At 38.3% G+C, this 24062-nt stretch carries 24 protein-coding genes; 20 read left to right on the forward strand and 4 right to left on the reverse strand.

The genetic code is table 11. The features are described 5' to 3' along the window. Nucleotides 1-71 precede the first annotated feature (71 nt). The 3 genes from acrIIA2 to HCB49_RS12985 all read right to left on the reverse strand — a co-directional run bounded on the left by acrIIA2 (nt 72) and on the right by HCB49_RS12985 (nt 1830). Complete coding sequence (gene acrIIA2, locus HCB49_RS12975; protein ID WP_185605232.1) at nt 72-440, reverse strand: anti-CRISPR protein AcrIIA2; 369 nt, start codon at nt 438-440, stop codon at nt 72-74. Nucleotides 441-462: 22 nt separating this feature from the next. Continuing rightward, entirely contained in the window at nt 463-918 is a 456-nt protein-coding gene (locus HCB49_RS14390; RefSeq protein ID WP_260479532.1) for a hypothetical protein, read from the reverse strand. 576 nt (nt 919-1494) lie between these two features. Continuing rightward, nucleotides 1495-1830 (reverse strand): YjgN family protein, encoded by a 336-nt coding sequence (locus HCB49_RS12985; protein ID WP_185518359.1) that lies wholly within the window; start codon nt 1828-1830, stop codon nt 1495-1497. A 265-nt stretch (nt 1831-2095) separates the two neighbouring features. Between HCB49_RS12985 and HCB49_RS12990 the strand changes: the two genes are divergently transcribed. From HCB49_RS12990 to smpB, 20 genes are all read left to right on the forward strand, one after another. Next, a complete protein-coding gene (locus HCB49_RS12990) occupies nt 2096-2491 on the forward strand; it encodes a hypothetical protein (RefSeq protein WP_185605189.1) in 396 nt (131 codons plus the stop codon). Nucleotides 2492-2568: 77 nt separating this feature from the next. After that, nucleotides 2569-3096: a glycoside hydrolase family protein gene (locus tag HCB49_RS12995; protein WP_185605190.1), complete on the forward strand. Its 528-nt coding sequence runs from the start codon at nt 2569-2571 to the stop codon at nt 3094-3096. A gap of 122 nt (nt 3097-3218) precedes the next feature. Next, nucleotides 3219-3617 (forward strand): hypothetical protein, encoded by a 399-nt coding sequence (locus tag HCB49_RS13000; protein ID WP_185504640.1) that lies wholly within the window; start codon nt 3219-3221, stop codon nt 3615-3617. Nucleotides 3618-3633: 16 nt separating this feature from the next. Then, nucleotides 3634-4242, forward strand: a complete 609-nt coding sequence (locus tag HCB49_RS13005; RefSeq protein WP_185605234.1) for a TetR/AcrR family transcriptional regulator — start codon at nt 3634-3636, stop codon at nt 4240-4242. 78 nt (nt 4243-4320) lie between these two features. Further along, nucleotides 4321-6483 (forward strand): MMPL family transporter, encoded by a 2163-nt coding sequence (locus HCB49_RS13010; protein WP_185605191.1) that lies wholly within the window; start codon nt 4321-4323, stop codon nt 6481-6483. 78 nt (nt 6484-6561) lie between these two features. Further along, on the forward strand, nt 6562-7488 hold the full coding sequence (locus HCB49_RS13015) for a dipeptidase (protein WP_185605192.1): 927 nt from the start codon (nt 6562-6564) through the stop codon (nt 7486-7488). 148 nt (nt 7489-7636) lie between these two features. Then, nucleotides 7637-8980: an RNA polymerase factor sigma-54 gene (gene rpoN / locus HCB49_RS13020; RefSeq protein ID WP_185481097.1), complete on the forward strand. Its 1344-nt coding sequence runs from the start codon at nt 7637-7639 to the stop codon at nt 8978-8980. A gap of 443 nt (nt 8981-9423) precedes the next feature. Continuing rightward, complete coding sequence (locus HCB49_RS13025) at nt 9424-10470, forward strand: sugar-binding transcriptional regulator (RefSeq protein WP_069008201.1); 1047 nt, start codon at nt 9424-9426, stop codon at nt 10468-10470. Between the two features lie 32 nt (nt 10471-10502). Continuing rightward, nucleotides 10503-11513 (forward strand): type I glyceraldehyde-3-phosphate dehydrogenase, encoded by a 1011-nt coding sequence (gene gap, locus HCB49_RS13030; protein ID WP_185356973.1) that lies wholly within the window; start codon nt 10503-10505, stop codon nt 11511-11513. A gap of 134 nt (nt 11514-11647) precedes the next feature. Then, complete coding sequence (locus HCB49_RS13035; RefSeq protein ID WP_185481096.1) at nt 11648-12838, forward strand: phosphoglycerate kinase; 1191 nt, start codon at nt 11648-11650, stop codon at nt 12836-12838. A gap of 45 nt (nt 12839-12883) precedes the next feature. Continuing rightward, entirely contained in the window at nt 12884-13639 is a 756-nt protein-coding gene (gene tpiA / locus HCB49_RS13040; RefSeq protein ID WP_003723925.1) for a triose-phosphate isomerase, read from the forward strand. A gap of 1 nt (nt 13640) precedes the next feature. Beyond that, nucleotides 13641-15173: a 2,3-bisphosphoglycerate-independent phosphoglycerate mutase gene (gpmI, locus tag HCB49_RS13045; protein WP_185605193.1), complete on the forward strand. Its 1533-nt coding sequence runs from the start codon at nt 13641-13643 to the stop codon at nt 15171-15173. 135 nt (nt 15174-15308) lie between these two features. Next, a complete protein-coding gene (gene eno / locus HCB49_RS13050) occupies nt 15309-16601 on the forward strand; it encodes a phosphopyruvate hydratase (protein ID WP_185392309.1) in 1293 nt (430 codons plus the stop codon). Between the two features lie 102 nt (nt 16602-16703). Then, nucleotides 16704-16877 carry a hypothetical protein gene (locus HCB49_RS13055; RefSeq protein ID WP_185481181.1) on the forward strand — a complete coding sequence of 58 codons (174 nt, stop codon included), beginning with the start codon at nt 16704-16706 and terminating at the stop codon, nt 16875-16877. Between the two features lie 132 nt (nt 16878-17009). Continuing rightward, entirely contained in the window at nt 17010-17729 is a 720-nt protein-coding gene (locus HCB49_RS13060) for an alpha/beta fold hydrolase (protein ID WP_185605194.1), read from the forward strand. A gap of 182 nt (nt 17730-17911) precedes the next feature. After that, nucleotides 17912-18655, forward strand: coding sequence for an alpha/beta hydrolase (locus HCB49_RS13065; RefSeq protein WP_003727925.1), 744 nt, complete (start codon nt 17912-17914; stop codon nt 18653-18655). A 94-nt stretch (nt 18656-18749) separates the two neighbouring features. Next, nucleotides 18750-18983, forward strand: a complete 234-nt coding sequence (secG, locus tag HCB49_RS13070) for a preprotein translocase subunit SecG (RefSeq protein WP_003727926.1) — start codon at nt 18750-18752, stop codon at nt 18981-18983. Nucleotides 18984-19238: 255 nt separating this feature from the next. Beyond that, nucleotides 19239-19985 carry an alpha/beta hydrolase gene (locus HCB49_RS13075; RefSeq protein ID WP_185605195.1) on the forward strand — a complete coding sequence of 249 codons (747 nt, stop codon included), beginning with the start codon at nt 19239-19241 and terminating at the stop codon, nt 19983-19985. Nucleotides 19986-20018: 33 nt separating this feature from the next. After that, nucleotides 20019-22400 carry a ribonuclease R gene (rnr, locus tag HCB49_RS13080; RefSeq protein WP_185605196.1) on the forward strand — a complete coding sequence of 794 codons (2382 nt, stop codon included), beginning with the start codon at nt 20019-20021 and terminating at the stop codon, nt 22398-22400. A 15-nt stretch (nt 22401-22415) separates the two neighbouring features. Continuing rightward, nucleotides 22416-22880, forward strand: a complete 465-nt coding sequence (gene smpB / locus HCB49_RS13085; protein WP_003723350.1) for an SsrA-binding protein SmpB — start codon at nt 22416-22418, stop codon at nt 22878-22880. Nucleotides 22881-22939: 59 nt separating this feature from the next. Here the strand turns inward: smpB and HCB49_RS13090 are convergent, their stop codons facing one another. Next, complete coding sequence (locus HCB49_RS13090) at nt 22940-23842, reverse strand: helix-turn-helix domain-containing protein (RefSeq protein ID WP_185605197.1); 903 nt, start codon at nt 23840-23842, stop codon at nt 22940-22942. Nucleotides 23843-24062: the final 220 nt, after the last annotated feature.

The following is a 24062-nucleotide window of genomic DNA, read 5'->3' on the forward strand; positions in this document are numbered from 1 at the left end:
TTGCTGAGAGGTCTTTTTTTTTATTTTTAAACAAAATATTAAACATGTAAAATCAAAAAACTGCCATTTTTTCAGTTTAGCTCGCTTTTTAAGATGATTTCTTGATTGTCACTTTTCATCTCATCTTCATCAGTAGCGATTTCTAAATCATCGTCACATATTTGTACAATGTTGATGTAATATGTCACACCGTTTACGTCAACTGTTGAGTAATCAACTAATTTTTCATCTAAGTATAAGTTAGTATCATATTCACATTCATCAGTGCTAAGAGTGCAAAGAGCTACTGCATATTTTTCATTTTTTGTAACAACTACATAGTCACTATCATGTAGAACTTCCTTTGCAAAATCCGGTGTAGACTCTTCAAAGTCATCAACTAATTTTATAAATTCGTGCATTGCTTCTGCATACTTTCTTTGTGCTCTTGTTAATGTCATCATTCATCATCCTTTATGTTTTTTACCATTCTTCTATTTTATTACCTTCACTGTCAGATAGAACAAAATCACTTTCGTTTTCAAAAGATAACTGTATGAGTGTTTCAAGACTAGTTTTATCACTATCATCAAGTTCTTCTTCCTCTTCTTGTAGGTCTTCTAACCATTCTTTTGCTCCACTTTCAATGTTTGCTTTATATTCTTTCCATGTTAGTAATCTGTCTGTAGCTTCATTGTACCAGTATGTAGTTTCCATTTCCATTTCTTTTTCTAGATCAGTTAATTCATCTAGTACAGTACCCGGTGTTTCGCCAACAGCTTCACTAATCAACTTGATATTTAAAGCAGATAGATTATACACTGATTTAGAATCAGCAAATCTTAATGTAGTTTCTCTAATACCTGATTCTTTTGCCAGTTTGTAGAGTGTCCAACCTTTTTTCTCTTCTGCATATCTTTTAATAAATCCGTTCATCATTCATCATCCTTTATGTTTTTATTTTGTGTTCCCTTGCTATATTTATACTATACAACAATATATTGTTGTAGTCAATAGTTTTATTAAATTTATTTTAAAATAAAAAAGCATCAAACCGAAGTCTGATGCTTTTTCCCTTACTTTTCATAGTAAGTAGTTAAAAGTTGTAGCTCTTCACGCACTAAACGCGTGTGTCTACATTAAAATTTACATTTCACAATAAGTAACTAAACTGCGCCGAAACAGCGCCAGAACTTATTAAGTTCTTGAATACATAATAACATGCGATTTTGATATTGTCTACTGATAAAATAAAAAATACCCCGAAAAAATTCGAGGTTGCTGTTATTTAGAACAGCTAAGTGAGATGAATGAAATCATGATTGAACGAATAATATCGTTCATGTGAATATTATTGCACAATCACAATCATATTACAATAATAGATTTTTGTGGTAAAATTTGTGGCGAATACCTTTAAAATGCCTATATATCAGTATGTGTTAATCCCTCCGAGGGCATATTAAAAAACATCTCACATTTGGCAAAAGCCATTTTGTAAGATGTTTTTTCTTTTTATTTAAAAATCGTATTTTTTACTTTCCAATCTTCTAACTTAATGAAAACCCAGAAACCATAAATTCCGATAGTAATAATAGTTAGCAATAACCATTTAATCCAGTGACCAAAAAGTCCAACCGCAGAACCTTGGAATTTCAAACGTCTTCCTTCAATAACAGTATGATTGATTTTCCAGCCATAAACCATACACAAAGCCCATGGATAACAAATTCCAGCAGTACAAATCGTCACCAAAGTCCCAAGTATCGTCCAACCGATATATTGCAGTAAACCTCCATCAAAAAATGATGTTCTCCCGTTTCGTGTTTCGATGTTACCTAGTTCTCCCATTTTTCAAACCAACTTCCCTTTAATATTTATATAATCGTAAAAAACGTTTATACCAGTGTAGTAAGCACTAATATTGATATCAGCATGAATGAGTGGAGAAGAGAATACTGGATTTGACTTTTTTGTGAATTATGAGGGGGAAGTGTTTCTTGGTAAATGGTTTAAGCGTTTTGTTTTGAGGTGTAGTTTGATAAACTGTTATTGTGAAGATGCACGCAAGTTTTTGAATGAAAAACAACGAAGATTACAAAAAGGAGATTAAAAAATGTGTCAGAAATTGCAAACGTTTTTAAAAGAAAATAAAGCGAACTTTACAATTAAATATGATTCTGAAAGAGTAGATAAAAATTATACTGTAGTACTTTTTGATACAGAAAAAGGAGAAAGTATATGTAGCGGGGATACTGACTCTATCGATATAGTAGAGAATGAAATTATGAAGACTTTGAATGCAAAAATTGATTTCACTAAGATAAATCAATTTTTTTATGAGGTGAAAGAAAAATTTCTAACTACAAAAACTAATTATTTTATCGTAGGGATATACCAAACGAAGGATTTTTTAGACTACCGTATATCAATATTTGGAGAAATGGTAAATATAAGAGAGACATTTAGCTCTTTGGAAGAATTAGAAAGGTTTATAAAAAATAATGATTGAATAAATATCAATCATTATTTGCGGGAGTTAACGGGAAATGCTGTCTAATCTATTATTATGGTATAAGAGAGGGAAATATGAAAATTCAAACTTACGAAAACAAACTAGTTAAAGATAAGCTAGAAATAGATTACTATGTACCAATCACAATAACTTTTCCCGAAAATGCAGATAAATATAGACTAGGAGAACTCTATTACTTTTTATTTATCAATGAACATGACTCACTTGTTGAAGTTAAAATCAATGCTATCACACAAAAGATTGTGGAATTGGTTGTCGTATCCATTAATGATATAGAAGATAGTAATTTGGTAGTTGAAAAATATACAGAAAAAAACCCATTAATTCAAACGACTATTTTTGATGCTTATCCAGTTATAACTAAAAAATCTAAGTTTAAAGTGTATAGAGCGCATAAAAAAATATATTTTAAATTTGATGGAGAGAAAATATTTACTGTTATGAAAATGTCTAATCGTGTTGCTTTATTTCTAAACGAAGATAATAAGATTGTAGGAATGGAATTTTCTGGTTTTACAGAGGATGAGTGGAAAGAACTTGATGAAAGCATAAGATGTAAATCAAGCTTAAAGAGCACCTAAAAGCGATAAGCGATTAAAAAGCACTCTAACCCTGCTAATATTTTTATCCCACAAACAAAAATTTCCCTACTTCAACCCACCATTTTCTGGTAAAATATTAATCATTAAGGGAGGCGCTTATTTTGGCTGCAAGTTTGAAAGAGCGATTAGAAAAAGAAGTAAGAACATACAGTGAAGATAATAATTTGACCGTGCAAACGATTGATTTTTTATATGCAGGACCTCACATGCGAGGAAGGCACTCGCTTATTCTCGCGTTTACGGAAGCGGGGATTTTTACGTTTGTATTTAAATTAAGTGATGCGGAAATGCACTTTTTGGATGGGAAGACGGTTCAGCAAATTGCGCTTGAGAAAAAGACTTTGGTTTATCGTTTATATATTCGTGCAGTGACAGAGGACGGCGAGCTGGAGGAAGGGAAATATCTTGTTAGTAAGCGGGTTCTTGGTCGTAAATGGCATAAGGAAACATTAGAAAAGCTCATTAATAAAAACCTTCCATTACTAACTGCAACAAAATAAGAAAGGTGGGGTGATGATGGAAAAGAAGCGGACTCGGGCAGAAGAATTAGGGATAACAAGAAGAAAAATACTGGATACAGCACGTGATTTATTTATGGAAAAAGGTTACCGGGCAGTTTCTACAAGAGAAATAGCTAAACTTGCCAAAATTACCCAACCGGCACTATATCACCATTTTGAAGATAAAGAATCACTTTATATTGAAGTGGTTCGTGAATTGACGCAAAATATTCAGGTGGAAATGCATCCGATTATGCAGGCGGAAAAAGGGAAAGAGGAACAACTGCATGATATGTTAATCATGTTAATTGAGGAGCATCCGACTAATATTTTATTAATGATCCATGATATCCTCAATGAAATGAAGCCGCGAAATCAGTTTTTACTCTATAAATTATGGCAGCAAACGTATCTAGAGCCATTTCAAGCCTTTTTCGAACGATTAGAAAATGCTGGCGAACTGCGCGATGGTGTCAGTGCTGAGACAGCCGCGCGGTACTGTTTGTCTACTATTAGCCCACTTTTTTCTGGGAAAGGTAGCTTTGCGCAAAAGCAAACGACTGCGGAACAAATCGATGAATTAATCAATTTAATGATGTTTGGTATATGCAAAAAAGAGGTATAATTTAGCGTGCTTCTTTTTTTGTGGTTTCACTTATCAAACGATAAACGAAAAAACGAGCAAACTAAAGGGGGATTTCTAATGAAAGATGGATTTTTAAGTAAAATAGCCGGCGGGGTTGGCGGCAAGAAAGGTCGATTTATCACGTTAGGTCTGTGGATTATCGCTATTATTATTTTACAATTATTCTTTCCAAAAGCAGCCGATTACAAAGATGATGCGGCGAAAGATTTGCCTAACTCAGAGCCGTCTGTTGTTGCGCAAAAATTAATTGATGACAAATTTGCGGGAACGGATGGGGTACCAGCTCTGATTACCTGGTATCGTTCCACTGGCTTGACGACAGCAGATTTAATGAATATCCAAAAATACAGCAAAGAACTAACAGAAAATCCAGTAGATTACCAAAAGATGGCGGTTCCTTACGACAAAATGCCACCAGTTGCACTAAAACAACAAGTTTCCAAAGACGGAACTACGTTTATTCAAACGGTTATTATGAAAGATAGCGCAACATCGGATCAACTATCGGAAAGTTTTAAACAACTTGAATCAGCTGCGAAAACAACGATTGGTGAAAACCCATTTGCGCAGAAAGTTTCAGCGGATGACACGCTCGTTGCCCGGACAACTGGTCCGGCTGGTATAAGTGTGGATGCGAGTGGTCTATTTAAAGACGCGGATGTTTCGCTATTAATTGGGACTGTCTTACTTGTTTTAGTCTTTTTATTAGTGATTTATCGTTCGCCAATTTTAGCATTAATTCCTTTGATTGCGGTTGGCTTTGCATATTTGGTGATTACGCCGATTCTTGGATTACTTGCGAAAGAAGGGATTATCACTTATGGCTCACAGGGACTCTCGATAATGACCGTACTGCTATTTGGCGCCGGAACGGATTATTGTTTATTCTTGATATCCAGATTCCGCAGCCATTTGCACACTGAGAAAAACAGGTTCCAAGCATTTAAAGAAGCGTTCAGCGGGACAGCAGGTGCGATTGCGCTTAGTGGTTTGACTGTAATGGCGGCACTTTTGTTACTATTAGCCGCAGAATACGGGTCATTCCATAATTTCGCCGTACCATTTAGCCTAGCAATTTTCATTATGATGATTTCTTCGCTTACACTTGTACCAGCACTTCTAGGTATATTTGGACGCGTTTCATTCTGGCCATTTGTCCCAAGAACCGTAGAAATGGAAGAAAGTCGCGCGAAGAAAAAAGGCAAAACACCGAAACACCACAAAGAAAACCGTTTTTGGCATAAAATTGGTGAAATGTCCGCGAAACACCCCGTACGAATTTTAATTATTACGTTGATTATTTTAATTGGATGTGGAATTTTTACAACCCAAGTCAAATACACCTATGATACGCTTTCGACGTTCCCAGAAGACATGCCATCACGGGAAGGGTTTACGCTTATTAGCGACCATTTCGGTGCCGGTATGCTTGCGCCAATGGAAGTGGTTGTGAACTCCAAAGAATCCATGAAGAGTTCGCTGGAAAATGTGGACGGGGTTGCATCGGTTACCGGCCCTGAACGAAGCAAGGACTATCAAAAATACACACTCATTTTAAAAGATAATCCTTATAGTAATGAAGCGATGGATGTCGTACCAAAAGTTCGCGCCGCTGCTGACAAAGGAAATGACGTGTATATTGCCGGTCAAACAGCTACACAATATGACGATCGCGCAGTTACAGAGCATGATGAAAAAGTGATTATCCCACTTGTTATTGCTTTGATTGCGATTTTACTTTTATGTTATTTGCGCTCAATTACAGCAATGCTTTACCTCGTGGCAACGGTTCTGTTATCGTTCGTTGGAGCACTCGGACTCGGCTGGGTCATTATCCATTACGCGATGGGTGTTGAGGCGATTTCTGGCTTGATTCCGCTTTATGCTTTTGTGTTTATCGTCGCACTCGGGGAAGATTACAATATCTTTATGATTTCTAGTATCTGGAAAAACAGCAAGAAAATGCCACTCCGAAAAGCAATTACAGAAGGCGTTGGCCAAACAGGTGGGGTTATCACATCCGCAGGTCTGATTTTAGCAGGAACTTTTGGCGTTTTAACTACACTACCAATTCAACTCCTCGTGCAATTTGGCTTAATTACAGCAATTGGCGTGTTGCTTGATACATTCATCGTCCGTCCGTTCCTAGTGCCATCAATTACCGTGCTCCTTGGAAAATGGTCATTCTGGCCGGGAAAACAGCATAAAATGACAAAATAGTTTCGTTCCTGAAAAACTCCTTGTCTATTCCTCTGAAAAGTATATAATAGATGTATCAAAAAGGAGGAACGACAGAAAATGAGAGTAATTGATACCCACTGTGATGCGCTTTACAAGTTGCAGGCTGGAAAAGGAAAATACACTTTCCAAGATGCGGAAGAACTTGATGTGAACTTTGAACGGCTTATAGAAGCTAAAATGTTAATGCAAGGATTCGCCATCTTTCTTGATGAAGATATTCCTGTTGAACATAAATGGAAAAAAGCGGTTGAGCAAGTTAATATTTTTAAACAACACGTACTGCATAAAGGTGGAATTATCCAACATGTAAAAAAATGGTGTGATTTAGAAAATCTACCTGAAGACAAAATTGGCGCGATGCTAACACTAGAAGGTGTTGAACCAATTGGACGTGATTTAGATAAATTAACGCAATTACTTGATGGTGGCGTATTATCTGTCGGACTAACGTGGAACAACGCCAATTTGGCAGCAGATGGTATTATGGAAGAACGTGGCGCGGGTCTAACGCGTTTTGGAAAAGACATTATCCATCTTTTAAATGAAAGAAAAGTATATACGGATGTGTCTCATTTGAGTGTAAAAGCTTTTTGGGAAACATTGGAGCAAGCGGAATTTGTCATTGCCAGTCATTCAAGCGCGAAAGCTATTTGTTCGCATCCTAGAAATTTGGATGACGACCAAATTAAAGCGATGATTGAGCACGATGCGATGATTCACGTTATTTTCCATCCGCTTTTCACGACAAATACCGGAGTAGCTGATATGGAAGATGTCATTCGCCATATCGATCATATTTGTGAGCTTGGCGGTTTGAAAAACATTGGTTTCGGATCAGATTTTGATGGTATTCCTGACCATGTTAAAGGCCTTGAACACGCTGGCAAATACCAAAGCTTCCTCCAAACATTAGAAAAACATTATACAAAAGAAGAGGTTGAAGGATTTGCATCGCGCAACTTCTTAAACCATTTACCGAAATAACAAAAAGTCCAAGTGCTGAAACAAGTACTTGGATTTTTTTCAAAGAGAATCTGCTGTAATTTGAAAAATGGCATGTTATAATGAAGACAATAAATGGAATTTAGTTTGGTATGCTTATGCCAGGCGGATTTTTAATGGAGGTTTTAATGTGCGTTTAGAATCTAATTTCGTCCAAAAGCAACAACAAAAGCAGTCACAGAAATTAAATATGACGCAACAATTGTCCCAGTCTATTGCAATGCTTCAATTTGCGACAGCTGATTTAGTGGCATTTTTAGAAGATAAAGCACTCGAGAACCCATTAATTGAAGTGATTCCAGGCTCGGATTTTGCAACAGATTTTTCCTACAGTAGCCGTAAAAGCGCGGGAAGTTCTGATGATACGGATTGGCTAGAACAAATCGCTGATAATAAATTGACATTAGCCGATGCGCTAAAAGAACAGCTGCATTTAATGGATGTCACGCAAACACAAAAAATTATCGTTTTATATTTAATAGAAAGTTTGAATGACAATGGTTATTTACAAATAGATTTAAAAGATGTCAGTGCAGCACTTTTAATGGATGATTCTAGTGTTTTAGAAGGGCTGGAGATTCTGCAAAGCATGGAGCCGGCCGGGGTTGGAGCCAGAGATGCGCGTGAATGCATTTTACTACAAATCGAACGCTCGCCTGATGCTCCTTACATTGCTTATGATGTGATTCAAAAATTCTTCACAGAGTTCGCCGAGAAAAAATGGAAGATAATCGCCGCAGAAATGGATGTTAGTTTACAAGATATCCAAGAAGTTTCCGATTACATCCAAACGCTAAACCCTAAACCAGGTTCTGAGTTTGAATCCGAACGTGTCCAATATGTGGTTCCAGACTTAATTTTACTCCAACATGAAAATGAATTCGCTGTTTCGCTAGCAAAGCAATTTCTACCGCAAGTACGTTTTCAAGAAGCTTACTACGAAACAATGCGAGCAACGGAAGAAAAAGACGTCGCCCAATTTTTACGTGAAAAAGCTGGTGAATTTGATTGGATAAAAAAAGGCATCGAACAGCGCGAAAACACGTTGCAAAGAGTTGGTGAGGCGATTGTTAGCCATCAAAAAGCCTATTTCCTTGATAATTCAGCCCATTTACAACCGTTAACTTTGAAAGAAGTAGCAGAGGAACTTGGCGTGCACGAATCTACTGTGAGCCGGGCTGTGAACGGGAAATACATGGAAACGACAAGCGGTGTATACGAACTAAAACGCTTTTTCGCATCAGGTTTACAGAAGAAATCGTCCGAAAACGAAAATGCCGGCGATATTTCCAGTACAACTATCAAAAAACTAGTGCAAGAATTTGTAGCAGCAGAAGATAAATTAAAACCACTTTCTGATCAAAAAATAGTAGATATGCTCGCGGAAAAAGAAATCCAAGTTTCAAGAAGAGCTATCGCGAAATATCGCTTAGAATTAAATATTCCTTCTTCGTCCAAAAGAAAAAGATTTTAAAAGACGTTTTTTGCCTCACGTGCGGTGTGTGGGACAAAAAACGTCTTTTTAAAACAAAAAATTTACTAAGAGCATGTTTCATTTTCAAGAGACGTGGAAAACAACTAACATAGCCTATTTCGAAGTTTGCAGTTTAAAAATTAATTGTAAATTTCAGGTGAATATTTCATAAATGTCCCACTTAACACTTGAAGATTTGCGCCAAGACTGTTAGAATAGGGAACGTAGGGTAGTTAAAGAACATTAAAAAAAGATTCACCAGCGTAAGCAGAAAGAGAAGGGGTAAAAATCACATTGAGAGACACTTTGTTAACAAGCTGAAGTAGCTAGTTTAATAGTCTTGAAAGTTATGAAAAACCTCTATCTCTACTTTTTTTAGTTCTAACGGGACGTCAGATGACTAAGTGGGTCGTTAAGCGTCCAAAGATGAGGAGCAATTAAAAATGTCAGACTTAATTAACATTCAGAAAAAGTTATTGCCCGACGTTTTGATGATTATGCAAAAACGCTACCAAATCCTACGCTCGATTTATTTTTCTGAACCAGTTGGGAGACGGACACTTGCCGGAATGTTAGGCATGAGTGAACGCGTCCTGCGCGGCGAAGTAGAATTTTTGAAAGCGCAAGGTTTAGTAGAAATTGCTTCTTCCGGAATGACCGTTACAAAAGAAGGTTTGGTCGTTTTCCGTGATTTGGAAAATGTCATGAACCAACTTTCAGGTTTACATTCAATGGAAGAACAATTAGCGAAGAAATTGCAAATCAAAAAATGCTTGGTAGTGCAAGGTGATAGCGATGATACTCCATGGGTCCGCGAAGAAATGGGACGTGTGGCAGTAGAACAATTAGACATGGCGCTCACCGAAAAAAGAAACATCGTCGCAGTTATGGGCGGCTCTACAATGGCAACTGTTGCCGAAATGATGACAACTGATTTCGCAAAAGGCAGAGAACTACTTTTCGTTCCCGGTCGTGGAGGTATTGGTGAAGACCTTGACAATCAAGCGAATACAATTTGTGATAAGATGGCAACGAAGACAAACACGAAGCACCGCGTTCTCTATGTTCCAGAGCAGTTAGGTGAAGAGGCCTATCGTTCGTTACTGAAAGAACCGGCAATTCAAGAAGGCTTACGATTAGTACAATCCGCAAATGCTATTATTTTAGGCATAGGTGATGCGCTCGCGATGGCGAAACGCAGACATACCGGCGAAGATGTACTTGAAAAAATCATCCATCGTAAAGCTGTTGGTGAAGCATTTGGTTATTATTTTGATGAACAGGGCGAGGTTGTACATAAGGTTCCTACATTCGGTCTTCAATTCGAAGACTTAGCGCAAATCCCGCACATTATCGCTGTTGCAGGCGGTACATCGAAAGCCAAAGCAATCAAATCGTATATGAAAAGCGCTCCAAAAAATACGATTTTAATCACGGATGAAGGAGCAGCAAAATCGCTTTTAAAAGGGAGTAATACCCTTTTGAAATAAAAAAACACTATTTTCAAGGAGGAAATTGACTTATGACAGTTAAAGTTGGTATTAATGGTTTTGGACGTATCGGACGTCTAGCATTCCGTCGTATTCAAAATGTGGAAGGAATTGAAGTTGTTGCAATCAATGACTTAACAGACGCTAAAATGTTAGCTCACCTGTTAAAATATGATACAACTCAAGGCCGTTTTGACGGTGAAGTAGAAGTACATGATGGTTTCTTCAAAGTAAACGGTAAAGAAGTTAAAGTTTTAGCTAACCGTAACCCAGAAGAACTTCCATGGGGTGACCTAGGAGTAGACATCGTTCTAGAATGTACTGGTTTCTTCACAGCGCAAGATAAAGCTGAATTACACATTAAAGCTGGCGCTAAAAAAGTTGTTATCTCCGCTCCAGCAACTGGCGACATGAAAACAATCGTTTACAATGTAAACCATGAAACATTAGACGGAACTGAAACAGTTATCTCTGGCGCAAGCTGTACTACTAACTGTTTAGCTCCAATGGCTAAAGTTTTAGAAGACAAATTTGGTGTTGTTGAAGGTCTAATGACTACAATTCACGCTTACACTGGTGACCAAAATACATTAGATGCTCCACATCCAAAAGGTGACTTCCGTCGTGCACGTGCTGCTGCCGAAAATATTATCCCTAATACAACTGGTGCTGCTAAAGCTATCGGTGAAGTATTACCAACACTTAAAGGTAAATTAGACGGAGCTGCTCAACGTGTTCCAGTTCCAACTGGTTCCCTTACAGAGTTAGTAACAGTTCTTGACAAAAAAGTTACTGTTGACGAAGTAAATGCAGCTATGGAAGCAGCTTCTGATTCAGAAACATTTGGTTACACTAGTGATCAAGTTGTTTCTTCTGACATCAAAGGTATGACTTTCGGTTCATTATTTGACGAAACTCAAACAAAAGTTCTTACAGTTGGCGATCAACAATTAGTTAAAACTGTAGCTTGGTACGATAACGAAATGAGCTACACTGCTCAATTAGTACGTACTTTAGAATACTTTGCAAAAATCGCTAAATAATTAGCAGATTAATTTTACTGAAGTGCTAGTCACATCAGCAATAACAAGAATAAGCGGAGACACTATTGTTTCCGCTTATTTTCTGAAATAACGGGGGCGACCCCAATCCTTTAAAATTAATGGAGGAACTCTAAATGGCTAAAAAAGTTGTAACTGATTTAGATTTAAAAGACAAAAAAGTTTTAGTCCGTGTTGACTTTAACGTGCCAATGAAAGACGGTAAAATCACTAATGACAACCGTATTGTAGCTGCACTTCCAACAATTGAGTACATCTTAGAACAAAACGGTAAAGCAATTCTATTTTCTCACCTTGGAAAAGTAAAAACAGAAGAAGATAAAGAAGGAAAATCTCTTCGTCCAGTAGCCGCTCGTTTAAGCGAATTACTTGGAAAAGAAGTGAAATTCGTTCCTACTACTCGTGGTCCAGAACTTGAAGCAGCAATTGCTGAGTTAAAAGACGGCGAAGTACTTCTTTTTGAAAATACACGTTTTGAAGATATTGATGGTAAAAAAGAAAGCAAAAATGATCCAGAACTTGGAAAATACTGGGCTAGCCTTGGCGACGTTTTCGTAAATGACGCTTTCGGTACTGCTCACCGTGCGCACGCGTCTAACGTTGGAATCGCTTCTAACCTAGAATCAGCGGCCGGATTTTTGATGGAAAAAGAAATTAAATTCATCGGCGGTGTAGTTGATAATCCAGCACGTCCACTAGTAGCAATCCTAGGTGGCGCAAAAGTTTCTGACAAAATCGGTGTTATCGAAAACTTACTTACAAAAGCAGACAAAGTACTTGTCGGCGGCGGAATGACTTTCACTTTCATGGCAGCTCAAGGTCAAGAAATTGGTAAATCTCTTTTAGAAGCAGATAAAGTTGAACTTGCTAAAGGCTTACTTGAAAAAGCTGGCGATAAATTAGTATTACCAGTTGACGCAGTTGTATCTAAAGAATTCAGTAACGACGCTCCTTTCCACACAGTAGATGCAGATAAAATGCCTGCTGACGAAATGGGACTAGATATTGGTCAAGCTACAATTGACTTATTCACAAAAGAACTTCAAGGCGCTAAAACAGTTGTATGGAATGGTCCAATGGGCGTATTCGAACTTAGCAACTTTGCTAAAGGTACAATTGGCGTATGTGAAGCTATTGCAAACTTAACTGATGCAACAACTATCATCGGTGGTGGGGATTCTGCAGCAGCAGCTATGGACTTAGGTTTTGCTGACAAATTCACACATATTTCTACTGGTGGCGGTGCATCTTTAGAGTATCTTGAAGGTAAAGAGCTTCCTGGTGTTGCTTCTATTAGCGACAAATAAGCTGAACCAAAAATAATTTTTAATATCGAGAGGATGTTTATCCAAATGCGTAAACCAATTATTGCTGGTAACTGGAAAATGAACAAAACTGCTGCAAAAGCAGGACAATTTGCAGAAGACGTAAAAAATAACGTGCCATCAAGCGATGCTGTTGAATCAGTAGTTGCTGCACCGGCTCTATTTTTACAAGAATTAGTTCGTCTTACTGAAGGAACTAATCTTCGTGTATCTGCACAAAACTGTTATTTTGAAGACGAAGGTGCTTTCACTGGCGAAATTAGCCCGTTTGCACTTGCTGACTTAGGTGTTTCTTATGTTATTATCGGACACTCTGAACGCCGTGAGTACTTCCACGAAACAGATGAAGATATTAACAAAAAAGCACACGCAATCTTCAAACACGGTATGACACCAATCATTTGCTGTGGTGAAACATTAGATCAACGTGAAGCTGGTCAAACAGATACTTGGGTACGTGGTCAAATCCGTGCGGCACTTGCTGGATTAACGGAAGAACAAGTAATCAAATCTGTTATTGCTTATGAACCAATTTGGGCAATCGGTACTGGGAAATCTTCCACAAGCGCTGATGCAAACGAAACTTGTGCAGTTATTCGTGCAGAAGTTGCAGACGCTGTATCTCAAAAAGCAGCAGACGCAGTTCGTATTCAATACGGCGGTAGCGTAAAACCTGAAAACATTGCTGATTATCTTGCAGAGTCCGACATTGACGGAGCTCTTGTAGGTGGAGCAAGCTTAGAACCAGCATCGTTCTTAGCATTATTGGAGGCAGTAAAATAAAATGAGTAAATCACCTGTAGCAATTATTATCCTCGATGGTTTTGGTAAACGTGCAGAAACAGTAGGTAATGCTGTAGCTCAAGCAAACAAACCAAATTTCGACCGTTATTGGGCTAATTTTCCTCACGGGGAACTTAAAGCTGCCGGCCTTGATGTTGGTCTTCCAGAAGGTCAAATGGGTAACTCTGAAGTTGGCCATACAAACATCGGAGCTGGACGTATTGTCTACCAAAGCTTAACTCGTATTGATAAAGCTATTGAAGAAGGCGAATTCCAAGAGAATAAAGCCCTAAACAATGCTTTCACTCATACAAAAGAAAACAACTCGGACCTACATCTTTTCGGTTTACTATCAGACGGCGGCGTGCATAGTCACATTAATCACCTCGTTGCACTTTTAGAAACTGCGAAAGATAAAGGCGTGAAAAACGTATATATCCATGCATTCCTTGATGGACGCGACGTGGCTCCACAATCTTCACTAGAATATTTAGAAACACTAGAAAAAGCTATTAGTGATTTAAACTATGGCGCAATTGCTACTGTTTCTGGGCGATTCTACGCGATGGATCGTGATAAACGCTGGGAACGTGTTGAAAAAGCATACAAAGCAATCGTAAGCGCTGAAGGTGAAAAATTTGAAGACCCAATCGAACTTGTCAAAGCTTCTTACGCTAATGACAAAAATGATGAATTCGTTGTTCCTGCTATCATTACTAAAGATGGCAAACCTGTTGCAACAGTTAAAGACAACGATGCAGTTATTTTCTTCAATTTCCGTCCTGACCGTGCGATTCAACTTTCTAATGCATTCACTGATAAAGAATGGGATCATTTCGACCGTGGGGCAGATCACCCTAAAAACATCAAATTTGTGACAATGACTCTTTACAACCCAAGCGTTGACGCTGAAGTTGCTTTTGAGCCAATTGAAATGAAAAATGTTATCGGCGAAGTACTTTCTAATGAAGGCTTATCGCAACTGCGTATTGCTGAAACAGAAAAATATCCACACGTAACATTCTTTATGAATGGTGGACGAAATGAAGAATTTCCTGGTGAAAACCGGATTCTAATCAATTCGCCAAAAGTAGAAACATACGATTTGCAACCTGAAATGAGCGCATATGAAGTAACAGATGCACTTGTTGAAGACATTAAAAACGACAAACACGATGCAATTATCTTAAACTTCGCGAACCCAGACATGGTTGGACACTCAGGTATGCTTGAGCCAACTATTAAGGCAATCGAAGCAGTAGATGAAAACCTTGGTCGTGTAGTAGACCTTATTTTAGAAAAAGGTGGCTCAGCGATTATCTTTGCTGACCATGGTAACTCTGAAACAATGTCTACTCCAGAAGGAAAACCACACACTGCGCACACTACCGTTCCAGTTCCCGTAATTGTAACGAAAAAAGGTGTTACGCTGCGTGAAGGTGGTCGTCTGGCTGACGTTGCGCCAACAATGCTTGATTTACTTGGCGTTAAAAAACCTGCCGAAATGACAGGCGAAAGTTTAATTCAAAAATAATTTTAGTTATTACTTTAGTTTTTTTGCAAACAGAGCTACAATAAATACGAATTTAAAAACGGATGGGTCTTTGAATTTGAAGTGAATGTTAAGTTCATTTCGTTCAATTAATCCCAACAAAGGAGAGAATTATAAATGTCTATTATTACTGAAGTTTATGCTCGCGAAGTCTTAGATTCCCGCGGTAACCCAACTGTTGAGGTTGAAGTTTATACTGAAGCTGGTGCGTTTGGTCGCGCTTTAGTTCCAAGTGGTGCTTCAACTGGTGAATACGAAGCTGTAGAATTACGCGATGGCGACAAAGCTCGTTACCTTGGAAAAGGTGTTTTAAAAGCTGTTGAAAACGTAAACGACATTATTGCTGACAAAATTATCGGTTTTGACGTAACTGACCAAATCGGAATTGACAAAGCAATGATCGAACTTGATGGTACACCTAACAAAGGTAAATTAGGTGCTAACGCTATTCTTGGTGTTTCTTTAGCTGCTGCTCGTGCTGCTGCTGACGAACTAGGCGTACATTTATATGAATATCTTGGCGGAGTGAACGGTAAAGTTCTTCCAGTTCCAATGATGAACATCCTTAACGGCGGAGAACATGCTGATAACAATGTCGACGTTCAAGAATTTATGGTAATGCCTGTTGGAGCTCCTAACTTTAAAGAAGCTCTACGTATGGGTGCTGAAATCCTACACGCACTTAAAGCAGTTCTTAAAAACAAAGGCTTAAACACTGGTGTTGGTGATGAAGGTGGATTCGCTCCAAACCTTAAATCCAACGAAGAAGCTCTTGAAACAATCATGCAAGCAATTAAAGATGCTGGTTACAAACCTGGCGAAGAAGTTAAACTTGCGATGGATGCTGCATCAAGTGAGTTCTATAACCGCGAAACTGGTAAATATGAACTTAAAGGTGAAGGCGTAACTCGTACTTCTGAAGAAATGGTAACTTGGTATGAAGAAATGATTACTAAATACCCAATCATCTCTATTGAAGATGGCCTAGACGAAAATGACTGGGACGGATTCAAACTACTTACAGAACGTATTGGTGACCGCGTTCAATTAGTAGGTGACGATCTATTTGTAACTAACACAACTAAACTTAAAGAAGGTATCGACAAAGGTATCGCTAACTCCATCCTAATCAAAGTTAACCAAATCGGTACTTTGACTGAAACATTGGATGCAATTGAAATGGCTAAACGCGCTGGCTACACTGCAGTTATCTCTCACCGTTCTGGTGAAACAGAAGATTCCACAATCGCTGACATTGCAGTAGCTACAAACGCTGGTCAAATCAAAACTGGTGCGCCTACTCGTACTGACCGTGTTGCAAAATATAACCAATTACTCCGCATCGAAGACAATTTGGCTGATCTTGCTGAATACCATGGTAACGAAACTTTCTACAACTTAAAAAAATAAGTTGATTGAATAAAACGCTAAACTCCGCGAAAAGTAACATTTTCGCGGAGTTTTTTCTGTTTTAAAAATAAGAAGAGGGGTAATGATTTGGAAGAGGAGGTAATGCTGATGAAAGTAAAAAATAGTCAGTCCTCAAAAGTGCTAGAAACTCCAAAAATCAAAGACGCTGTGGTGCATGAAAAAAACCACCCCTTAGCGGAAAAGCATTCTGTACAAAAGAAAATCATTAATGCAGATATGCCCCAACAACAATTCCATCGGAGACTCATGAAATAAACCGTGCGCCTGATTCTAGCTTTCAAAGAATCAGGCGTATTTTCATTTAAATGGAAGCTTTTTTATAGGAATTCAAGTATAATCAGGTGTAAAATAAAGGTAGAAAATGTTTTCAGCAAGGAGTGATGCGTGATGATTGCAGAGATCAATGGAATTAACCTATTTTATAAGATAGTCGGAGAAGGTGAGCCAATTTTACTCATTCATGGGAATGGCCAAAGCCACCGCTCTTTAAAGCGAATTATCGATGACCTATCACTTGATCATATGGTGATTGCCGTAGATAGTCGTGGTCACGGAAAAAGCGATGCGGGAACAATGCCACTTGATTTTGAAATAATGGCACTCGATATGCTCTCCTTGCTCGATTTTTTGAAAATTGATAAATATAAAGTAGTTGGCTATAGTGATGGCGGTATTGTTGCTTTGTTTATGGGCAAAATGCAGCCGAGTCGTCAAATCGCATCTGTCGTTATCGGTACTAATTATCATGTGAACCAAATTCACTTTTTACCAGATTTATTTTGTCGCGTTGCATACGGAGTAGCAAGTATTCTTGCGCCTTTCAGCCCATTTTTCAATCGGATGAAACGCCAACTCGCTTTAACTATATACCACCCGCACATGTCCGAAGCGGATTTGAATAAAATAAGTGCGCCACTTTTAGCTGTGGTTGGTGAATTTGATATGATTTCTTCCAAAGATACGAAGAAAATGGTGCATTCGGTTCAGCACGGGGAGATGGTCGTTGTTAATAATGGCACTCATTTCTTACCAAGGCAAAAACCAAAACAATTGTTACAATTAATTCATACTTTCTTTTCGGATTTAAGCGCAAAAATTCACAATTAAAACACCACTGAAATCCTTTCGTACCAATGGGTTTGCACTTTATAAAAAAAGTGTTTGACAAGTTCCTTGGATAGCGTTAATATTGGTCTATTGGTCAGAACTCAAAAGGTAGCTTATTTAGTTCAGATGGGCTACAATAGAGTGGATTATAAAAGTGATGATATTAGGAGGATTGCGTAAAAATGAGTGCGGATCGTAGCTTTACGTTAAAAGCGGGAAATCGTGCTGTTTTGCTCTTGCATGGCTTTGCAGGGACTACAGAAGACGTAAGAGAACTTGGAGAAATTCTAGCAGAAAATGGATACACAGTGCATGCACCAAACTTCAGAGGCCACGGGGATGAACCCGCTATTTTCTTGAAAACAACACCGGAAATGTGGTATGAAGATGCGGTGGCTGGATATCGTCAACTTGAAAAAGACGGATATAATGAAATTGCAATTGTCGGTGTGGCAATGGGCGGAGTTTTTGCGCTAAAAATGGCAGAATCGTTTTCACCAAAAGCGATTGTTCCACTATGTGCCAATGTAAACCGCAAAATGCGCTATATCCCAATCGAAAACTATTTAACTAAACAATTAAAGAAACAAGGTATAGTAGAACAAGAAGCAGATCAAATGTTAAAAAACTATCTTCCCGAAATTGATGTAATGACGGAAGCTCGTGCTACTTTCTACAAAAACGTAGCGCGTGACATTGAAAAAATCCATGTACCAACCATGATTGGTCAAGGCTGCCAAGATGAAGAAATCGACGCAGACAACGCCAATTATATCTTTAAACACATTCATACAAATGACAAACAATTATGTTTCTATGCAGGGTCAGGTCATGATATCGTGAACGACTGTGAGAAAGACATTTTAGAAGAAGACTTAATTTACTTCTTAGACGATTTAGTTTGGCTTGAGGAAAAAGTCGTTTAATCCATTCATTCTATGGAAACAAACCTTTACGTATAATCACAAATATGGTAAAATTAACCTTAGTCAAATTGGGCGGTTTTAGGAGGAAAGAACAATGAGTACAGTTTTAACGGTCTTACTCATCATCGTATCAGTACTGTTAATTACAGTTATCATACTTCAACCAGGTAAAAGTGCTGGCTTATCCGGCGCCATCTCTGGTGGAGCTGAGCAATTATTCGGTAAGCAAAAAGCAAGAGGACTAGAACTTATTCTACATCGCACTACCATCGTTCTATCCGTTGTTTTCTTCGCAATACTAATTGCACTGGCATATTTTGTACAGTAACGAGATGTTAACCACCTGAATGAAAATTTAGGTGGTTTTTTATTGGAGTTCTAAAGAAGCGTAGTCCGCTTCCCTAGAACTCCAATACAAGGCGTAACAAAGTGGAGCGTTGTTTCCATTGAAAAAAGTGGACGAACAACCCAAAAAGGGGAGAGCAAAGCATTCATATTAACCCAACCCCTAGAACTTCAACAAATATAACACCCACCCAAGACCAACCAAACCTCCAAAAAGAACCAAGGAGCGATATTCACTATGAAAATAACACCACCACAACCATTCTTATTCGAAAAAAGTAAACGAGCAGTCCTTCTTCTACACGGCTTCACAGGTAGCTCAGCGGATGTAAGGATTTTAGGCAGGTTTTTACAAGAAAACAATTACACTTGCTACGCGCCCCAATACAGAGGCCACGGCGTATCCCCAGACTTACTATTAAAAACAGGGCCAAACGACTGGTGGGAAGATGTACTTGAAGCTTATGATCATCTAAAATCACTCGGCTACACTGAAATCGCTGTGGCGGGACTTTCATTAGGTGGACTTTTTTCACTGAAATTAGGTTTTTCTAGGCCGTTAAAGGGAATTATAGCCATGAGCACTCCGACAAGAATGGACAGCTCATCCCCGATAATTCAAGGCTTTTTAGATTATGTACGCAATTATAAAAAATTAGAAGGCAAAACACCGAAACAAATCGACGCAGAAATGATTGCCTACAAAGACGCGCCAATGAACACTATCGCTAAGCTAAAAGATGAAATTAATGGCGTTGTGGCTGAAATAGATATGATTTATGCGCCAATAATGGTTGTCCAAGGTGAAAAAGATGATATGGTTGATGTCAGCGGAGCACAGCTAATTTATGATACAGTAGAGTCAACGAAAAAAGAGTTACACTGGTTTAAAGAATCTGGGCACGTTATCACTTTAGACAAAGAACGAAAAGAAGTAAATCAAGCCATTTTAACATTTTTAAATAGCTTAGATTGGCAAGAATAAACAATTTTTAAAACAGAGAGAGGAGGGACAGAAGTGGAACAAAAACAAATGGAAGAAAAAATTATGAATCTATTAACTTCAGCGCCTGATAAAACATTTGCGCTAGAAGATTTGGAAATAGAAATAGCTTTAAATAATGCGGATGCTTTTAAATTAATGGTGAAAGCGTTAGTGAAACTGGAAGATTCCGGAACTATTGTCCGCTCAAGGAAGAATCGGTATGCATTACCAGAAAAAATGGACTTAGTAAAAGGAACGTTTCGCGCGCACGAACGAGGTTTTGGCTTTGTTCTCCCGGAAGAAAAAGAAATGGACGATATTTTTATCCCGCCAAATGAAGTAAAAGACGCAATGAATGGCGACTTGGTTTTCGCAACGATTACGAAACGTAAAGGCGATAATTTGGCAGAGGGGACGATTAAGAAAATTGTCGAACGGAAGACAACGCAAATCGTCGGAACTTATATGGAAGACTTAGCTGGTACTCCGATTGTGATGCCGGATGATAAGCGCCTTTTCGGTGAAGTGGAAATTGATTTAGAAGATGGCTTAAAACCAGTAGACGGGCATAAAGTTATCGTGGAGTTAACGGAATATGCAACTGGGAATACTCGTGCTAGAGGTGTCGTTAAGTCAATTATCGGTCATCGTAATGATCCAGGAGTGGACATTTTATCGATTATTCATAAACATGGTATTTCGATTGGCTTCCCGGAAGAAGTGATGGAACAAGTAAGTAAAGCGCCGGATGTGGTTGATGATTCGGATATTGGTAATCGTCGTGATCTGCGTGATCAAATGATTATTACGATTGACGGAGCAGATGCAAAAGATTTAGATGATGCGGTTACGGTGAAGCAACTTCCGAATGGTAACTGGAAGCTAGGCGTTCATATTGCGGATGTAACGCATTATGTGACAGAAGGATCGCCACTTGATATCGAAGCGCAAGAACGCGGAACGAGTGTTTATTTGGTTGACCGGGTAATTCCGATGCTGCCACATAAGCTATCGAACGGCATTTGCTCGCTTAATCCAAAAGTAGACCGTTTTACAATGAGTTGTGAAATGGAAATAGATGAAGAAGGTCATGTTGTTAACCATGAAATTTTCGAAAGTATTATTAAAACAACCGAACGTATGACGTATACGGATGTAAATGATATTTTAGTCGAAAATGACGAAGTGTTACGTGAAAAATATGCGCCAATCGTTCCAATGCTTGAAGCGATGCAAAAATTGGCAGAAACACTTCGCCGCAAACGGGAAAAACGTGGTGCAATTGATTTTGATTTCAAAGAAGCTCGTGTAGTAGTTGATGAAGAAGGACATCCAGAAGCGGTCGTTATGCGCGAACGTTCAGCGGGAGAGCATTTAATTGAAGAATTTATGCTTGCTGCCAATGAAACAGTTGCCGAACATTTCCACTGGATGGATGTACCATTTATTTATCGTATCCATGAAGATCCAAAAGAAGACAAGTTAGCGCGGTTCTTTGAATTCATTACGAACTTTGGCTTGATTGTCAAAGGCACAGCCAATGATATTCATCCTGCTGCTTTACAACAAGTATTAGAAGAAGTAAAAGGAAAACCAGAAGAGATGGTTGTTTCCACGGTTATGCTGCGTTCAATGCAACAAGCGAAGTATGATACAGTGAGCGCTGGACACTTTGGTTTATCCACTGATTTTTATACGCATTTCACATCACCAATTCGTCGTTATCCGGATTTAATCGTTCACAGATTGATTAGAGAGTATTTAATCAACGGGGATGTTCGTCCAGAAACGCTAGAAAAACGCGCTGAGGAGCTTCCAGAGATTGCTGAACATAGCTCGAAAATGGAGCGTCGTGCCGTTGAAGCAGAACGCGAAACGGACGAACTGAAGAAAACAGAATTCATGGTCGACAAAGTGGGCGAACGTTTCATCGGAATCATTAGTTCGGTAACCAATTTTGGCTTATTTATCGAACTACCGACAACGATTGAAGGTCTTGTCCATGTGAGCGCAATGAAAGGCGATTACTTCAAATTCCATCAAAATCAGTTAGCGATGATTGGCGAAAGAACCGGCCAAATTTATCGTATCGGTGATGAAGTGGAAGTAGAAGTAACGAAAGTCGATGTCGATGCACGTGAAATTGATTTTGCGCTGCGTAGTGAAGGTAAACCAGGCCCAGTGAGCGATAAACAAAAACGCCAACGCGAAAAACCGATTGATAAAACGAGAAACTTCAAGAGTGGCTCAAAAAAAGGTCGTAATAAGCGCAGAACTGGTAGAGCTGAAGACGCGAAACCGAAAACAGAACGCAAAGAAGACGAATGGTATACAAAACCTAAAAAGAAAAAGAAGAAAAAACCTTTTTATCAAGGTGTAGCAAAAGAAAGCCCAAAGAAGAAAAAACGTCGCTAGAAAGGATGGGGAGTTATGCCAAAAGGTGATGGTAAACTAGTCGCGCAAAATAAAAAAGCGCGCCACGATTACGCAATTGAAGAAACTTTTGAGGCTGGCATTGTCCTGCAAGGTACTGAAATTAAATCCGTAAGAAACGCACGGGTAAACTTAAAAGATTCCTATGCACGTATCGACAAAGGGGAAATTTTCTTACACAATATGCATATTAGTCCATATGAACAAGGGAACCGCTACAATCACGATCCACTAAGAACGCGCAAGTTGCTTTTACATAAGAAGCAAATCAGCCGTTTAATTGGAGAAACGAAAGAGTCCGGTTATTCGATTGTTCCACTAAAAATGTATATTAAAGATGGCTACGCTAAAGTACTCATCGGTGTAGCTCGAGGTAAAAAGAAATACGATAAGCGCCAAGACTTAAAACAAAAAGAAGCAAAACGTGATATTGAACGCGCCTTTAAAGAGCGTCAACAATAAATAAAAGCCTAAATCTAGTCATTCAACTATACGTTGGAGAAGCTAGATTTAGGCTTTTTTTATAGGTCGATTTTTGTACATTCATTTAACGTAAGATTGTCATCATGAAGAAAATAATCAATTTCATTTTTAATCCCATTGAGTATCCGCTCTTCTTCGAGGAATTTTGCCACTCGAAGCGCTCGTTGCATAAATCTTTTACCATCTTGCTTTTGGCCTAGTTTATACAGAACAATGCCCTTTTTAGCAATCGCCATGCAAAATTGCAGGTAGTAGTGATTTTGTTTCGAGATTTTAATAGATTGCTCAATGTAATGTAAGGCGAGTTCGTATTTTTCATCGAGAATTAAGTAAGTTGCCCGATTAACATGAAGCGAAATTTCAATCGAAAGTGTCGGGTGCAAGAAGCGATATTTTTTCAATTGTTTAATTAAGCGGTTAACGATATGCTGGGCTGTATCGTTTTCAAAGATAAAAAAGATGTTTCGTAAAATCAATATATCATTCCAAAATAGTTCATCAGATTCCGAAAGTCTATCCCAAATGTATGTTACTTTCTGTCTAGCTAACTCGAAATCATGCTCTTTTTCAACTAACAAAATGCCTTCCAGAGAAGCTTTAATATCAGAGATGAACGTATCAGTATGGTTTTCTAAATAAGCATCGCATTTGGAAATGACATTCAGTAAAATATCGGTTTCGGAGGAAGTAATAATCTTGGAGTATAAATAAAGGATATTTTCTTTTGGAGAAGGCGTAAAATCCCGTTTTACAAATTCGAATTCTTCTAATGTCATATTGAAATTAAGTAAAAGTTGAATAAATCGGTCCATGCTAGGCATAATTTTGTTGTTTTCAATCTTTTGATAATTAGAGCGACTAAGCGCACCTGTACAAGCTTCTTGTTGAGTTAAGTTCTTACTTTTGCGAATGAATTTTAACGTGTCACCAACAGTTTGCATAATAAAACACAGCTCCATATGTTCAAATTTGATGTATTTTAATTTTATGTAAGTCGTGTAGGTTAGAATTTCTGTATAGATGAAAAAGGAGGGAGAAGACATGTTAACTTTTTTAACGAGTGTTAATTGGTTATTCTAAAGTAGTTTAAGCAAGGTCTTCTGATGAGCGCAATTATTGTTTTTCCACTAAAATGGTCTGGCATAATTGCGTATTTTTGTG

This window comes from Listeria cossartiae subsp. cayugensis, assembly GCF_014229095.1.
Lineage (GTDB): Bacteria > Bacillota > Bacilli > Lactobacillales > Listeriaceae > Listeria > Listeria cayugensis.